Origin of the sequence: Streptomyces sp. NPDC050704, from assembly GCF_040654355.1 — a bacterium.
Taxonomy (GTDB): Bacteria; Actinomycetota; Actinomycetes; order Streptomycetales; family Streptomycetaceae; genus Streptomyces.
In genome coordinates this window covers 25,838-40,850 of record NZ_JBFAHW010000002.1, presented here as the reverse complement: position 1 = coordinate 40,850, position 15,013 = coordinate 25,838, and the positions used below count along the sequence as shown (strand labels likewise).

12 protein-coding genes are annotated in these 15,013 nt (G+C 69.0%); 3 read left to right on the top strand and 9 right to left on the bottom strand.

Features of this window, described 5'->3' with window-relative positions:
• The first annotated feature begins 51 nt into the window (after positions 1 to 51).
• Complete coding sequence (locus AB0I18_RS01200) at positions 52 to 843, top strand: VTT domain-containing protein (RefSeq protein ID WP_363103372.1); 792 nt, start codon at positions 52 to 54, stop codon at positions 841 to 843.
• On the opposite strand, the gene AB0I18_RS01195 is transcribed toward AB0I18_RS01200, so the two are convergent.
• The 3 genes from AB0I18_RS01195 to AB0I18_RS01185 form a co-directional block, all read right to left on the bottom strand.
• Entirely contained in the window at positions 794 to 1,618 is an 825-nt protein-coding gene (locus AB0I18_RS01195; protein ID WP_363103239.1) for an HAD family hydrolase, read from the bottom strand. The two genes, AB0I18_RS01200 and AB0I18_RS01195, sit on opposite strands and share 50 nt — an antisense overlap.
• On the bottom strand, positions 1,618 to 4,296 hold the full coding sequence (locus tag AB0I18_RS01190; RefSeq protein WP_363103238.1) for a phosphoribosyltransferase: 2,679 nt from the start codon (positions 4,294 to 4,296) through the stop codon (positions 1,618 to 1,620). Before AB0I18_RS01190 ends, AB0I18_RS01195 begins: the two co-directional genes overlap by 1 nt.
• A gap of 290 nt (positions 4,297 to 4,586) precedes the next feature.
• Entirely contained in the window at positions 4,587 to 5,753 is a 1,167-nt protein-coding gene (locus tag AB0I18_RS01185; RefSeq protein WP_363103237.1) for an HpcH/HpaI aldolase/citrate lyase family protein, read from the bottom strand.
• 200 nt (positions 5,754 to 5,953) lie between these two features.
• Here AB0I18_RS01185 and AB0I18_RS01180 point away from each other — a divergent pair, with 200 nt between their 5' ends.
• On the top strand, positions 5,954 to 6,763 hold the full coding sequence (locus AB0I18_RS01180; RefSeq protein ID WP_363103236.1) for a TerD family protein: 810 nt from the start codon (positions 5,954 to 5,956) through the stop codon (positions 6,761 to 6,763).
• 257 nt (positions 6,764 to 7,020) lie between these two features.
• Here the strand turns inward: AB0I18_RS01180 and AB0I18_RS01175 are convergent, their stop codons facing one another.
• From AB0I18_RS01175 to AB0I18_RS01150, 6 genes are all read right to left on the bottom strand, one after another.
• Positions 7,021 to 7,761, bottom strand: a complete 741-nt coding sequence (locus AB0I18_RS01175) for a Tellurium resistance (protein WP_363103235.1) — start codon at positions 7,759 to 7,761, stop codon at positions 7,021 to 7,023.
• A gap of 116 nt (positions 7,762 to 7,877) precedes the next feature.
• Positions 7,878 to 9,023 (bottom strand): DUF475 domain-containing protein, encoded by a 1,146-nt coding sequence (locus tag AB0I18_RS01170; protein WP_363103234.1) that lies wholly within the window; start codon positions 9,021 to 9,023, stop codon positions 7,878 to 7,880.
• A gap of 208 nt (positions 9,024 to 9,231) precedes the next feature.
• Positions 9,232 to 9,807: a TerD family protein gene (locus AB0I18_RS01165; RefSeq protein ID WP_363103233.1), complete on the bottom strand. Its 576-nt coding sequence runs from the start codon at positions 9,805 to 9,807 to the stop codon at positions 9,232 to 9,234.
• Between the two features lie 131 nt (positions 9,808 to 9,938).
• Entirely contained in the window at positions 9,939 to 10,514 is a 576-nt protein-coding gene (locus tag AB0I18_RS01160) for a TerD family protein (RefSeq protein ID WP_210573912.1), read from the bottom strand.
• Positions 10,515 to 10,626: 112 nt separating this feature from the next.
• Positions 10,627 to 11,085, bottom strand: a complete 459-nt coding sequence (locus tag AB0I18_RS01155; RefSeq protein ID WP_363103232.1) for a peroxiredoxin — start codon at positions 11,083 to 11,085, stop codon at positions 10,627 to 10,629.
• A gap of 146 nt (positions 11,086 to 11,231) precedes the next feature.
• The gene (locus AB0I18_RS01150; RefSeq protein ID WP_363103231.1) at positions 11,232 to 11,672 is read right to left on the bottom strand and encodes a DUF3052 domain-containing protein; all 441 of its coding nucleotides are present in this window, start codon (positions 11,670 to 11,672) and stop codon (positions 11,232 to 11,234) included.
• 500 nt (positions 11,673 to 12,172) lie between these two features.
• On the opposite strand from AB0I18_RS01150, the gene aceE reads away from it, so the two are divergent.
• Positions 12,173 to 14,905, top strand: a complete 2,733-nt coding sequence (gene aceE, locus AB0I18_RS01145; protein ID WP_363103230.1) for a pyruvate dehydrogenase (acetyl-transferring), homodimeric type — start codon at positions 12,173 to 12,175, stop codon at positions 14,903 to 14,905.
• The last annotated feature ends 108 nt before the right edge of the window (positions 14,906 to 15,013 follow it).

Genomic DNA, 15,013 nt, shown 5'->3' with positions numbered 1-15,013 from the left:
AGCGTCGGCCGTGTGACCGACAGCAGCGCACCCCAGTGGATCAACAGCCTCATGGACACGCTCGGGGCGCCGGGCGCGGGCCTCGCCATCGCCCTGGAGAACCTGTTTCCGCCGCTGCCCAGCGAGGTCATCCTGCCGCTCGCGGGGTTCGCGGCGAGCACCGGGCAGATGAACCTGCTCGCCGCCCTGCTGTGGACGACGATCGGCTCGGTCGTCGGTGCGCTCGCGCTGTACGGGGTGGGGGCGCTGCTCGGCCGCGACCGCACGGTGGCGATCGCGGCCCGGCTGCCGCTGGTGAAGGTCTCGGACATCGAGAAGACCGAGGCGTGGTTCACCCGGCACGGCACCAAGGCCGTGTTCTTCGGACGGATGATCCCGATCTTCCGCAGCCTGATTTCCGTGCCCGCGGGCGTCGAACGCATGCGGCTGCCCGTCTTCCTCGGCCTGACCACGCTGGGCAGCGCGATCTGGAACACCGTCTTCGTCCTCGCCGGCTATCTGCTCGGCGAGAACTGGACGGACGTCACCGGCTATGTGTCGACGTACTCGAAGGTCGTGCTGGTCGCGGCGGTGCTCGGGGTGCTGCTCTTCGTGGGCGTGCGGTTCCTCAAGCCGGGTCCGGGCGGACGTCGGCGCGAGAAGGAACGAGGACAGGAACGAGGACAGGAACGGGGGCAGGGAGAGCGGCAGGGGCTGGAGCAGGAGCGAGGGCACGAGCGAGGTCACTCCGCCGAAGCCGCCGGTCCCACCCGCACCACCCGCACCACCCGTCCCGCCGATCCCGCTGGTGCCCCTACCGGGACTCCCCCAAGAACTCCCGCAGAATCCGCTCGCCCGCGATGACACCCCGTTCCGGAAGCGACGTGACTCCGGGAGCCGTCCAGCCGACGTCGGCCAGCTCGCCGTGGCCCGGGCGCCAGCCCCGGTCCGCGGCCAGCAGCAGGTCGGCGTCGAGGAGCGAGTCACCGGCCGCGAGGGTCAGGGTCGCTCCGGTGCGGCGGGCGACCTCGTGCATGGCGGCGCTCTTGGTGAGCGGCTTCGGCACGGCGTAGATCTTGCGGCCCTGGAGCGAGACGGTCCAGCCGCGGTTCTCCGCCCAGACGGCAAGTTCCTTCACCCAGTCCTCGGGGAGCAGTTCGCGCTCGACGACGACGTACGCGAACAGGTCCTCGGCGACGCGGTGCTTGCGCACCCAGGCCGGGTCGGAGGTGGCCATCATGTGCTCGCGCACCTCGTCGAGCGAGGCGCACTCGCGGGCGAGACGCTCGGTCACCCGGGCGTGCCACGCCTCGTCTGAGACGCCGTCGACGAGGAGGTGGCCGCCGTTGGCGCAGATGGCGTACTTCGGGGCGGGGCCCGGGAGCCGGATGCGCTGGTACTGCCTGCGGGTGCGGGTCGTGGTCGGTACGAAGTCGGCCGCGTCGCCGAGTTCGGCGAGCAGGCCGGCCGCGGTCTCGGTCATGTACGACAGCGGCTTGCTCTCGTGCACCTCGACGCTGAGCAGCCGGGGTGCCTCGGGGTCGGGCATGGTCAGGGCGAGCGCCGCGGCGGAGTAGATGAGCGTGCGGTCGAGGTCGCTGGCGACGAGCGTCCTGGGCGCGGTGGTGGGGTTCGTCATCAGACCGCCACCGCCTTGCCGTCGGCGCCGGTCGCGCCGCGCGTGTACTTGGGGTGGATCAACCCGACGCAGGTGTACGGGAGTTCGGCGACCTCCTCGACGGGTACGCCGCGCTGTTCGGCGAGCAGGCGTACGTGGTCGAGGTCGGCGCCCGCTCCGGCACGGGCGAGGATCTTCCACGGGACGCGGCGCAGCAGGACGCGGGTCGCCTCGCCGACGCCCGGCTTGACGAGGTTCACGTCGTGGATCCCGTACTCCTCGCTGATCCGCTCAACTGCCGCCCAGCCCTCCCAGGTTGGCGTGCGGTCGGTGGAGAGTAGTTCCTTGACCCGGTCGTCCACCGCTTGGTCGACCTCGCCGAAGCGCGCGGAGACGGCGTCCAGGAAGTCGACGGAGACGTCCACGCCGGCGAGCTCGCGGTAGAACTTCGCGCCGTGGTAGTCGTGCTCGCCGACCAGGTCGGCACGGAGGACCGTACGTGAAATGAGGCCGGAGACCGTCGAGTTGAGGCAGGCGGAGGGGATGAGGAAGTCCTCGCGGGTGCCGTACGTACGCACGCAGGAACCCGGGTCGGCGAGGACCGCGATCTCCGGGTCGAAGCCCGTGATGCCGTCGGAGGTCTCGAACTCCTCGACGGCCTGGGTGAGTTCGCGGGTGATGGCACCCTTGCCGGTCCAGCCGTCCACGAAGACGACGTCGGCCGGGTCGTGGTGGGCCGCGAGCCAGCGCAGCGCGTTGGCGTCGATGCCGCGGCCGCGCACGATGGAGACGGCGTAGTGCGGGAGGTCGAGGCCGTGGCGGTGCTGGGCCCAGCGGCGCATCAGGACACCGACGGGGGTGCCGGCGCGGGCCAGCGACACCAGGACGGGACGCGGTGACCGCTCGGCCAGCACGGTCTCCGTGACCGCGCCGACGGCCTGGGCGATGCGGACGGCGGAGGTGCCGAGCGCGTTGTGGAAGAGCTCCTGGTACTGCGGGCTCGGCTGGTACTCCACCGGCAGCGACTCCGCGTAGTGCGCGCCGCCGCTCTGGATCGCCTCCTCGCGCTCCTCGGTCGGCGCCTCCAGCCGGGTGTCCGAGAGGTCCTGCAGCAGCCAGCCGACCTCGTCAGGGGCGTACGAGGAGAAGTCGGGGCCGCGGAGGGGCTCGGACAGCATGGAGGGCCTTTCGGTGGACGGCGGTGCCGGTAGTACTGGCGATACCGGTGGTACGTACGACGGGACGACGGCGAGCAGCACGCTCGGCGTGTGGGCGGCGAGCCGCGCCAACAGGCCGTCGGGGGCGTGCAGTTCGGGGGTGTCGGCGAGCGAGTCGACCACGGCGACGACCGCGTCGAAGCCGGCGCCCGCGACGTTGTAGGCGTACCGCTCGCCCGGTCCGTCGGCGGGGTTGTCGTGGGAGGGGAAGACGAGCCGGGTGCGGATCGCGTAGCCGGGGTCGTCGAGGGCGAGGACCGGCGAACGCGTGGTGGTGGAGTAACGGACCTCGCCGTCGACGATCTTCTCCAGGGCCACACCGAGCCGCAGCGGCGCGTACATCAACTCTTCGCACCCGAGGACGAGAACCCGACCGCTGCCCCGGCGAACACCGACCGGCAACGCCTCGGCGATCCGCTCGGCCATGACGGGGAGAGCCTCTTCCAGACGCACCCGATGCTCAGGCGTGAACCCATGCCGTCCACCGTCGGGTACCCCGCCGGGCCATCCCAGCTCGACACGAACGGCCGCCGCGCGGCGGGCTCCCGAGCCGCACGAAACCGCCTGCTCGGCGGAACCCGCCGATCCGCCCGAGGCAGCCTGCTCCACAGAGCCCTCCGGCCCCGCCGAAGCCACACCAAGCTCCACCGAAACCGCCTGGCCGGCGGAACCCACTCCCGGTCCGGCCGATGTCGGCCGGTCGTCAAGGCCCTCGCCCGGGCCGGCCGGGGCCGCCCGACCGGCAAGGTCCTGGGCCGGGGCGGCCGAGTCTCCCGGTCCCCCGGTGGACTCGTACCGTGCGACCAGTGCCTGGCCCTTCTGCAGGACTCCCTCGGGAAGTCGTACCGTTCCGCTTGCGGCCGCCACGAGGTCCACGCGGGTGTTGATCTCGTGGGCGAAGTCCGTCAGGCGTCCGAGGTCCGCGGCCGAGCGCATGTCGACCAGGGTGACTATGACGTACCGCTCGCGCGGATGGCGTTCGTGCAGGTCACGGATGGTGTTGAGGATCGTGTTGCCGGTGGAGAACTCGTCGTCGACCAGGACCAGCGGGCCGTCGCCCGCCAGCAGCGCGGGGTTCTCCGGTAGGAGCAGGTGCGAGGTGGCGTGCGAGTGGGCCTCCTCGAAACCGCCCGCCGGTGCGACACCCTCGACCGGGCGCCGGGTCGAGTGGAGGCAGGGCGCGAGGCCCACGCCGTCCGCGACCGAGTGGCCGAGCCCGGTGGCCGTCTCGGCGTACCCGAGGACGACAGCCCGGCGTGCCTCGTCCTCACCGAGCAGATCCCGCACCCGCAGGCCGAGCGCGAACCCGTACCCGTACACGACGGCCGGCGACTGCGGCACATGCTTGCCCAGCACGTTCGACACCAGCAGATGCGCCCGCTTGGGGTTGCGCCGCAACGCCAGCCCCAGCAGCTCCCCGAGCCCCTCGTCCCCGACCAGCTCGACCCCGAGCCGCTCGGCGACCCAGGCGCCGGACCACACCCCGTCGCCGGTCCCGGCCCCGGTCCCGCCGCCTGTAGGAGTCCCGGTCCCGGCACCTGCCCCGGGCCGGAACCCCGCCCCCGTCCAGACCCCGGTCCCAGTCCCTGCCCCAGTTCCGGTGCCAGTGCCTATCCCGGTCCCGGAGTCGGCACGAGCACCGACCCCAGCACCTGCCCCGGAGCCGGCCCCCGTCCCGGACCCGACCCCTTCGTTCACAGCCTTTTTCATGGATTCCTTGTTTGTCAGCGGGTGTCAGCAGCTGTCAGCGGCTCAGTTGCTGTCAGCGGTCGTCAGCCGGGGATTCCGGCGGCGAGCAGCTCCACGAAGCCGATGTCCTCGTTGGCGACGCCGAAGACCTCGGCGCGCTGGAGGGTGCGCTCGGCCCAGGCGCGGTGCGGCTTCACCTCGTTCATCTTGTTCGTGTACGCCGACCGCAGCACACCCCCGCCGCCACGCTCGGGCCGCAGGATGTCCTGGGCGTCGGTGAACTCCTCGTGGCTCACGACGGAGAGGGCGTGCACGGGCGCGACGTGCGAGGGGTGGATGCAGGTCTTGCCCTGCAGGCCGTTGGTCCGGTCGAGGGAGATCTCGCGCAGCAGTCCGTCCATGTCGTGCTCGATCAGCGCGTTGCGCAGGTCCTCGGCCTCCGGGGTGAAGGGACTCCGGCGCAGCTGCGGCTTGAACATGCGCTCCTGTACTCGAAAGTACTCCCACACGGGCCCGGTCACCGTGAATCCGGTGCCGTCGGCCCGCCCGAGCACGTTCACCACGTCGGCGATCACGGAGGCGACGATCTGCACGTCGTACGCGGTCATGTCGGGCGCCCTGCGCAGGCCGTACGCCGAGCAGAAGTCGGTGACGCCGAGCCGCAGCGCGAGGACCCGGTCGCGGTACTTGTCGACGACCCGGGAGATCCCCGCGAGGGTCTCCGCCCGCGACTCCCGGTACAGCAGATCGGGCGACTCGAGAACGGGCATCGCGAACAGCCGCCGCCCGCTCGCACCCTCGGCCGCGGTGAGCGCCTCCAGGAACGGGATCCCCCGCTCCTCGGTGAACTTCGGCAGTACGAATCCGGACAGCAGCCGGACCGCGGGGCCGAGCCGCCGGACGAGGTCGGGGATCTGCTCGGGCGCCCTGACCCGGACGAACAGCAGCGGCAGCTCGGTCTCCGGGCAGCGTTCGGCCAGGTCGCCGAACTGCCGGACCAGGTTCTCCTCGGCCTCGGGGACCTCCGAGTCGTCGATCGAGTCCTCCAGGCACAGCACCATCGAGACGACGCCCCGCCCGGCCTGCTTCACGATGTCGTCGGCCAGCTTCTGCCTGGTCGCGGGGCTGTAGAGGGTGGCTCCGAGGGCCGCCGCGAGCACCCGGGCCGGGGAGTCCGCGGTGAAGACGCACGGCTCCTGGTGGAAGAGGCGCTCCCGCACCTCAGGGGCGATGTGCCCGAAATGACGCATGAGTCTCCCCCGGGGTGGCTGGCCGGCCTGACGATATGTGGCCGGTAATAGTACGTAGGGATCCATGTCGAGGGTTCCCGCTGGGCATGAAATTCAGGTAACGGGGATCAACACGATTGTGTCCCGCGCCCGCATACCAGGTCGAGCGGGAGGGCACCCCCGCGTTGTCGTGACCAGGACCGAGAAGGCAGGATGACCGCATGACGCACGCGATGCTGAAAGGGTCGAACGTCCCGCTGAACGCCACAGCGGTGCGTGCCGTGCTGCGCTGGGCGCCGGGGCACGGGGTCCCGGTCGTGGACGCGTCGGCGCTGCTCCTCGGTCCCGACGGTCGTGTGCGATCCGACGAGGACTTCGTGTTCTACAACCAGCCCCGGCACCCCTCGGGCAAGGTCTGGGGACTCGGCAAGAAACGCGTTGCCGAGGGTCACACCGACTCGATTCAGTCGGATCTGACGGGCGTTGACAATGAGGTGGGACGGATTCTCCTTGTCGCTTCCGCCGACGGTGTCAGCTTCGACCGGGTCCCCGCACTGCGGATCCTGCTGTACGACGCCACGCTCGCGGACGCCGAGCCGCTGGCGTACTTCGACATCAAGCCGGAGACCGGCGAGGAGACCGCGCTGATCTGCGGTGAGCTGTACCGGCGCGGCGAGGGCTGGAAGTTCCGGGCGCTCGGCGAGGGCTATTCGAACGGCCTGGAGGGTCTGGCGTCCGACTTCGGCATCTCGGTGGACGAGTCCGATACCGAGGCCGAGCCTGCGTCGGCCGCGCCCGGCGGCTCGCAGCCGCTGCCGCCCGAGCAGCCCACCCACCTGCCTCAGCAGGCCGCCCAGCCGTCCTACGGCTATCCCCCGGCCGCCTCGCAGCGGCCACCCGCCGCCCAGCCCGCGTACGGCTACCCACAACCCACGAGCCAGCCCGCCTACGGCTACCCCCAACCGGTAGGCACCCTCCCGGACCCAGACTTCAAACTCCCCCCACAGGGCCCCCAGTTCATCGGCCGCTGAGCGCTCCGCTGGAAGTGCCGCGCTGTGCCGTCGGCCGCCTGCGGCACCGTCGTGGCCGGTCGCGCAGTTCCCCGCGCCCCTTCGGGGCGCTGCCGAACCGCAGCGGACTTCGCCGGGCCCGCTTAGCCCGCGATCGGCCGCCAGGCCGAAAGGGGCGCGGGGAACTGCGCGCCCAGCCACAACCAACCCACACGCGCCACAACACCTGAGCCCCCGCCCCCCTGGGCGCCCCGGCCAAGCCCAGCGGCAGCGCCCCGTCAGCGGTCGGCCTTCGCCTTGTAGCCGCGCCCCCACTGCAGCCCCCAGCCGTAGAGCCGGTCGAGCTCCGCCTGGAACCCGTACACGAACTTCACCTCGCGGCGGACCACCAGCTCGTTCTTGACGTTCTCGATCATGACCACCGCACAGGAGCGGGCCTGCGGGTGGCGCTCGTCGAGGCCGACCTCGATCCGGGGGCCGTTGCTGGGGTAGAGGGTCACGATGGCGTGCGTACGGTCGAAGGCGGGGGTCTGGTCGTAGATGTAGACGAAGACCAGGAGCCGCTTGATCTCCTCGCGGTGGTCGAGGTTGACGAAGATCGTCTCGCCGGATCCCGAGCCGAAGCGGTCGTCGCCGCTGAGTTTCACGTACGGCGCCGAGTTCAGCTCGCCGAAGAAGCTGCCCAGTGGCTGGACGACGCCCTTGGTGCCGTCCGCGAGCTCGTACATGCAGCCGAGGTCGAGGTCGACGTTGACCATGCTCTGGGTGTGCGCCTGCACCACCTCGGGCTTGAAGGCCTTGAAGGGGTGGCGCAGCAGGCTCTCCCGCTGGGGCCCGCCTATGTCGGAGGTGCGCATGCGCCAGGACAGGTTGATGCGCAGGTTTCCGTTGGCCGCGCCCTGCTTGCTGAGCGAGACCGTGTGGTTCCGTTTGGTCAGTTCGATGGCGTTGGTCGCCGCGCTGCCCGAGTCGAACGGCGTCGACCGTCCGCCGCGCCACAGGCCATCCCAGAAGCTCATTCCCGCCCCCACACTTCCCTGTTCACTTCGACGTTCACCTCGGCGCACACGCAGGGGCGGCCGTCAGGACTTCCCGACGGCCGCCCCTCACAGAGCGTTCCTCACCCGGACGGGTGTCACACCCCGGACGAGACTTCGGCCTTCTCGCCCGAGGACTCAGCTTTTCCCTCGGCTTCCGCGAGGGCCTTGTTGCGGCGGACGGAGGACCAGAAGGACCAGCCGATCAGGAAGATGCCGATGAAGCCGGTGATGAGCTCGTTGACCTCGAAGCGGATCGTGATGAGCAGGATCGCGGCGAGGGCGCCGATGGCGTAGTGGGCGCCGTGCTCCAGGTAGACGTAGTCGTCGAGGGTGCCCTGGCGGACCAGGTAGACGGTGAGCGACCGGACGTACATGGCGCCGATGCCCAGGCCGAGCGCCATCAGGATGATGTCGTTGGTGATGGCGAAGGCGCCGATGACACCGTCGAAGGAGAACGACGCGTCCAGGACCTCCAGGTAGAGGAACATGAAGAAGGCGGCCTTGCCGACGAGCGCCATGCCGGTGACGTTCTTGCCCTCCCGCTTGGCCTCCTCCTCGGCCTCGTGCTCGCGCTCCTCCGCTTCCTCGAGACGGTTCTCGAAGAAGCCGGAGAGACCGCCGACGACCAGATACGTGATGAGACCGGCGACGCCGGAGAGCAGCACCGTCTCCGCCTTGTCGGCGGACCCGGCGTGCAGGTGGGCCTTCGGGGCGAGGTACAGGGCGGTGATCAGCAGGACGATCAGCGCGATGCAGGCCGACAGCATGTCGACCTTGCCGAGCTTGGCCAGCGGGCGCTCCAGCCAGCCGAGCCACTTGATGTCACGGTCCTGGAAGATGAAGTCCAGGAAGATCATCAACAGGAACATGCCGCCGAAGGCAGCGATCGACGGGTGGGCGTCGGTGACCAGTTCCTCGTAACGGTCCGCGTCGTTCAGCGCCAGGTCGACCGCCTCGATGGGGCCGAGCGAGGCGCTGATGGCGACGATCACGACGGGGAAGACGAGCCGCATTCCGAAGACGGCGATCAGGATGCCGATGGTGAGGAAGATCTTCTGCCAGAAGGCACTCATCTTCTTCAGGATTCCGGCGTTGACCACCGCGTTGTCGAAGGACAGCGAGATCTCGAGGACGGACAGGATCAAGACGACCCCGAAGGCGGTCCATCCGCCGATGAACACCGCTGCGACCAAGCCGAGCGCGGTGACCGCGAACGACCAGCCGAAGGTTTTCAGAACCACTGGCTACCCAATCATGAGTTGAGGGGTTACCCCCGGACGAAGTCCGGAGGGGGTTTCCCCCCGCCGTACCCGGCTTTACGAAACATTGACCACAAAGTCTAGAGGGCAGACTCTACGGGCGAACGGGCCGGGCCGTCTCACCAGGAGAGTCGCAGGTCCAGGCGGTCCGAACGCCGGAGCCGCCCCTCGCCGGACGCCGGACCGGCGTTCAGGACACGTTGACCCCGAAGTCCAGCGCGATGCCCCGCAGACCCGACGCGTACCCCTGTCCCACCGCCCGGAACTTCCACTCGCCGCCGTAGCGGTACACCTCGCCGAAGATCATGGCCGTCTCCGTGGAGGCGTCCTCGGAGAGGTCGTAGCGGGCGAGCTCCTGGCCGTCGGCCTGGTTGACGACGCGGATGAAGGCGTTGCTGACCTGGCCGAAGGTCTGGCCGCGGTTGTCGGCGTCATGGATGGAGACCGGGAAGACGATCTTGTCGACGTTGGCGGGCACCTTGGAGAGGTCGATCAGGAGGGACTCGTCGTCGCCCTCGCCCTCACCGGTGAGGTTGTCGCCGGTGTGCTCGACCGAGCCGTCCGGGCTCTTGAGCTGGTTGTAGAAGATGAACCACTCGTCGCCGAGCACCCTCCCCGAGTTGCACAGCAGCGCGCTGGCGTCGAGGTCGAAGTCGGCTCCGGTGGTGGAGCGCGCGTCCCAGCCGAGCCCGATCAGTACCTGCGTGAGGTTCGGTGCGGCCTTGGAGAGGGAGACATTGCCCCCCTTGGCGAGTGTGACGCCCATGATCCTGTTCCTCCCCGGTCAAGCCATTGGGTTGTCGAGCACGTCCGGCGCCGCACTCGGAGAATGCGGCGCCGGACGGAAAGAGGTGAAGCGGTGAAACGGCTCGGGCCGGACGTCGACCCCTGGGTGGCTCAGACGTTGACGCCGAAGTCCTGCGCGATGCCGCGCAGGCCCGAGGCGTACCCCTGGCCGATGGCACGGAACTTCCACTCCGCACCATGGCGGTAGAGCTCACCGAAGACCATCGCGGTCTCCGTCGAGGCGTCCTCGGAGAGGTCGTACCGGGCGATCTCCGCCTCGCCGGCCTGGTTCACGACGCGGATGAACGCGTTGCGCACCTGGCCGAACGACTGCTGGCGGTTCTCGGCGTCGTAGATCGAGACCGGGAACACGATCTTCTCGACATCGGCCGGGACCGCGGCGAGGTTGACCTTGATCTGCTCGTCGTCCCCCTCGCCCTCACCGGTGATGTTGTCGCCGGTGTGCTCGACCGAGCCGTCCTGGCTCTTCAGGTTGTTGAAGAACACGAAGTTGGCGTCACTGCTGACCTTGCCCTCCGCGTTCGTCAGGATGGCGCTGGCGTCGAGGTCGAAGTCGGTACCGGTGGTGGTACGAACATCCCACCCCAGTCCCACGATGACCGCGGTAAGGCCAGGAGCCTCCTTCGAAAGCGATACGTTGCCGCCCTTGCTGAGGCTGACTCCCACGAGTCCTCCCATTGGTGTCCAGGGGCGGGGAGCCCCGTAAGCGTTGGTATCGGATCAACGTGTCGATCCTAGTGAGGGGTTCCCCACCTGCGCAGGCCCTGCACTCGAAGAATCACAGAGTGTCGAGGGCCTTCACGTACTCGTTCAGGTCACGCGCGTCCGGCAGACCGTTGACGACGGTCCAGCGGACGACGCCCTCCTTGTCGATGACGAACGTGCCGCGCACCGCGCAGCCCTTGTCCTCGTCGAAGACGCCGTACGCGCGCGAGACCTCGCCGTGCGGCCAGAAGTCCGACAGCAGCGGGTACTCCAGGCTCTCCTGCTCGGAGAAGACGCGCAGCGTGTGGATGGAGTCGTTCGAGACGGCGAGCAGTTGCGTGTCGCGGTCGGAGAACTTCGGCAGGTTGTCGCGCAGGGCGCACAGCTCGCCCGTGCACACGCCGGTGAAGGCGAAGGGGTAGAAGAGCAGCACCACGTTCTTCGCGCCGCGGAAGTCGGAGAGTCTCACGGTGGCGCCGTGGTTGTCCTTGAGCTCGAAGTCCGGGGCCTTTTCGCCGACCTCGATCGTCATGGTTCCTGCGTCCCTTCCATAGGGCTGTTCGGGTGACGCCCACCCTACGCAGCGGCCTCCGGGGCCCACAGACCCCCCTGAACGGCCGAAAAGCGGGGGCCCCGGGGGCGCCAGCCCCCGGAACCCCCGCTCAGTTCAGCGGAGCGTCACCGCTTCGACGACTTGGCCGCCTTCGGCGTGGCCAGCCTGCTGCCGCTCCAGTCCTTCCCCACGCTGATGCCCTTGGTCTGGGACAGACCCGCGGTCGTCACCGCTTCGGCGATGTCGCTCGGCTCCACATAGCCGTCTCGGCCGGTCTTCGGCGTCAGCAGCAGAATGGCGCCGCCCTCTTCGACGTACGTGGTGGCATCCACCAGCGCATCCGTCAGGTCGCCGTCGTCGTCTCGGAACCAGAGCACTACGGCGTCGGCGACGTCGTCGTACTCCTCGTCCATGAGCTCGCTGCCGATGACTTCTTCAATGGCCTCGCGGAGCTCCTGGTCGACGTCGTCGTCGAAGCCGATCTCCTGGACCACCTGCTCGGGCTGGAATCCCAGCCTGGCGGCCAGGCTCGTCCGCTCCTCCGCGTGGTCCGCGGTCGCGCTCACGGGTTGCCTCCTGATCATGTTCGGTAATTTTGGGGTCTTCCCCCGCTCGATCAAGGTCGAGCCTTTGGGGAAGTTCAAGCCACGCGCGTGCGCGAAGCATTGGCCGTAGTCCACACGGGCGGGACGGATCGCGCAAGTACCCGGCCGTCGAGACCGCCGAAACGGTGACGATCCTGGCCGTGTCGCCGCAACTCCCGCCAAGCAATCACGGCATCAGGTGACGCACACCACACCAATCTGCCCGGTTTGTGAATTTCAGAACCCTACAAGGGTACGAGAGCCGAATGGCTTTGCGGGACGCGTCATGGGCTGGGCGTATCGTTGCGATTTGCCCGGCCCGCCCCTGGGGGAAGCGGACAAACGTCTCGGTTACCTCTCGGTAGAGATGACGTTTCCGTTCCCGAGGTACACGATGGGGAACGGTGCAGACACCCAGGAAACCAGAGTAAAAGCCGAGACAGTACCGAGAAAAAGCGGCCCCCTGAGAGCGAAGGAACAGCGTGGCTTCCGGACCCGATCGCAACCCGATCATCATTGGCGGCCTTCCGAGTCAGGTCCCTGACTTCGACCCCGAAGAGACCCAGGAGTGGCTCGACTCCCTCGACGCCGCCGTGGACGAGCGCGGCCGGGAGCGGGCCCGCTATCTCATGCTGCGGCTGATCGAACGGGCTCGCGAGAAGCGTGTGGCCGTGCCCGAGATGCGCAGCACGGACTACGTCAACACCATCGCCACCAAGGACGAGCCGTTCTTCCCCGGCAACGAGGAGATCGAGCGGAAGATCCTGAACGCGACCCGCTGGAACGCGGCCGTGATGGTGTCCAGGGCCCAGCGCCCCGGTATCGGCGTCGGCGGGCACATCGCCACCTTCGCCTCCTCCGCCTCGCTCTACGACGTGGGCTTCAACCACTTCTTCCGCGGCAAGGACGAGGGCGACGGCGGCGACCAGATCTTCTTCCAGGGGCACGCGTCCCCCGGTATCTACGCCCGCGCGTTCATGCTGGACCGGCTGAGCGAGCGGCAGCTGGACGCCTTCCGGCAGGAGAAGTCCAAGGCGCCGAGCGGCCTGTCGTCGTACCCGCACCCGCGGTCGATGCCGGACTTCTGGGAGTTCCCGACCGTCTCCATGGGCCTCGGCCCGCTCGGCGCGATCTTCCAGGCGCGGATGAACCGCTACATGGAGGCGCGCGGCATCGCGGACACCTCCAAGTCCCACGTATGGGCGTTTCTCGGCGACGGCGAGATGGACGAGCCGGAGTCGCTCGGCCAGCTGTCGATCGCCGCGCGCGAGGGCCTGGACAACCTGACCTTCGTCGTCAACTGCAACCTCCAGCGCCTCGACGGCCCGGTGCGCGGCAACGGGAAGATCATCCAGGAGCTGGAGTCGCAGTTCCGGGGCGCCGGCTGGAACGTCATCAAGCTGGTGTGGGACCGCACCTGGGACCCGCTGCTCGCGCAGGACCGCGACGGCGTGCTCGTCAACAGGCTGAACACCACGCCCGACGGCCAGTTCCAGACGTACGCCACCGAGACCGGCGCGTACATCCGCCAGCACTTCTTCGGTGACGACCACCGGCTGCGGGCGATGGTCGAGAACATGACCGACGACCAGATCCTGCACCTGGGACGCGGCGGCCACGACCACAAGAAGGTCTACGCGGCGTACGCGGCGGCCAAGGAGCACACCGGCCAGCCGACGGTGATCCTCGCGCAGACCGTCAAGGGCTGGACGCTCGGCCCGAACTTCGAGGGCCGCAACGCGACCCACCAGATGAAGAAGCTGACGGTCGCCGACCTCAAGGGCTTCCGCGACCGCCTGCACCTGCCGATCTCGGACAAGGAGCTGGAGTCCGGCGCGCCGCCGTACTACCACCCGGGCCGGGACTCGGAGGAGATCCAGTACATGCACGACCGCCGCAAGGGCCTGGGCGGATACGTGCCGACCCGCGTCGTGCGGTCGAAACCGCTGAACCTTCCCGAGGACAAGACGTACGCGAGTGTGAAGAAGGGCTCGGGCCAGCAGTCGATCGCCACGACCATGGCGTTCGTACGGCTGCTCAAGGACCTCATGCGGGACAAGGAGATCGGCAAGCGGTTCGTGCTGATCGCGCCCGACGAGTACCGCACCTTCGGCATGGACTCGTTCTTCCCGAGCGCGAAGATCTACAACCCGCTCGGCCAGCAGTACGAGGCCGTGGACCGCGATCTGCTGCTCGCGTACAAGGAGTCCCCGACCGGGCAGATGCTGCACGACGGCATCTCCGAGGCGGGCTGCACGGCCTCGCTGATCGCGGCCGGTTCGGCGTACGCGACGCACGGCGAGCCGCTCATCCCGGTGTACGTCTTCTACTCGATGTTCGGTTTCCAGCGCACCGGCGACCAGTTCTGGCAGATGGCCGACCAGTTGGCGCGCGGTTTCGTGCTGGGCGCGACCGCGGGACGTACGACCCTGACCGGTGAGGGTCTCCAGCACGCCGACGGCCACTCGCAGCTGCTCGCCTCGACGAACCCGGGCTGTGTCGCGTACGACCCGGCCTACGGCTTCGAGATCGCGCACATCGTGAAGGACGGCCTGCGCCGGATGTACGGCCCGGAGTCCGAGGACGTCTTCTACTACCTCACCGTCTACAACGAGCCGATCCAGCACCCGGCCGAGCCCGAGAACGTGGATGTCGACGGCATCCTCAAGGGCATCCACCGCTACCGCGAAGGCACCGCGGGCTCGATCCCGGCGCAGATCATGGCGTCCGGTGTCGCCGTCCCGTGGGCGGTCGAGGCGCAGAAGATCCTCGCCGAGGAGTGGAACGTCAAGGCGGACGTCTGGTCCGCCACCTCCTGGAACGAGCTGCGCCGCGAGGCCGTCGACGTGGAGCGGCACAACCTGCTGCACCCCGAGGAGGAGCAGCGCGTCCCGTACGTGACGCGCAAGCTGTCCGGCGCGCAGGGCCCGTTCGTGGCGGTGTCCGACTGGATGCGGTCCGTTCCCGACCAGATCTCCCGGTGGGTGCCGGGGACTTACCAGTCGCTGGGCGCCGACGGCTTCGGCTTCGCGGACACGCGTGGTGCGGCGCGGCGGTTCTTCCACATCGACGCGCAGTCGATCGTGGTCGGGGTGCTCACCGAGCTGGCCCGCGAGGGCAAGGTCGACCGGTCCGTTCTGAAGCAGGCCATCGATCGTTACCAGCTGCTGGATGTGGCGGCGGCCGATCCTGGTGCGGCGGGCGGCGACGCGTAGCGCTCCGCGGGTTCGGCCGGTAGGCATCTGCGGGTCGGTGGGGGCTGGGCGCGCCGTTCCCCGCGCCCCTTACGGGGCGCCTGCCGTGAAGGGGTGGTGTGACTTGCG

Excerpts from the sequence above, each read along its gene's own strand:
- AB0I18_RS01200 (WP_363103372.1), top strand. The coding sequence starts at position 52 with ATGGACACGCTCGGGGCGCCGGGCGCGGGCCTCGCCATCGCCCTGGAG.
- AB0I18_RS01195 (WP_363103239.1), bottom strand. The coding sequence starts at position 1,618 with ATGACGAACCCCACCACCGCGCCCAGGACGCTCGTCGCCAGCGACCTC.
- AB0I18_RS01185 (WP_363103237.1), bottom strand. The coding sequence starts at position 5,753 with ATGCGTCATTTCGGGCACATCGCCCCTGAGGTGCGGGAGCGCCTCTTC.
- AB0I18_RS01180 (WP_363103236.1), top strand. The coding sequence starts at position 5,954 with ATGACGCACGCGATGCTGAAAGGGTCGAACGTCCCGCTGAACGCCACA.
- AB0I18_RS01175 (WP_363103235.1), bottom strand. The coding sequence starts at position 7,761 with ATGAGCTTCTGGGATGGCCTGTGGCGCGGCGGACGGTCGACGCCGTTC.
- AB0I18_RS01165 (WP_363103233.1), bottom strand. The coding sequence starts at position 9,807 with ATGGGCGTCACACTCGCCAAGGGGGGCAATGTCTCCCTCTCCAAGGCC.
- AB0I18_RS01155 (WP_363103232.1), bottom strand. The coding sequence starts at position 11,085 with ATGACGATCGAGGTCGGCGAAAAGGCCCCGGACTTCGAGCTCAAGGAC.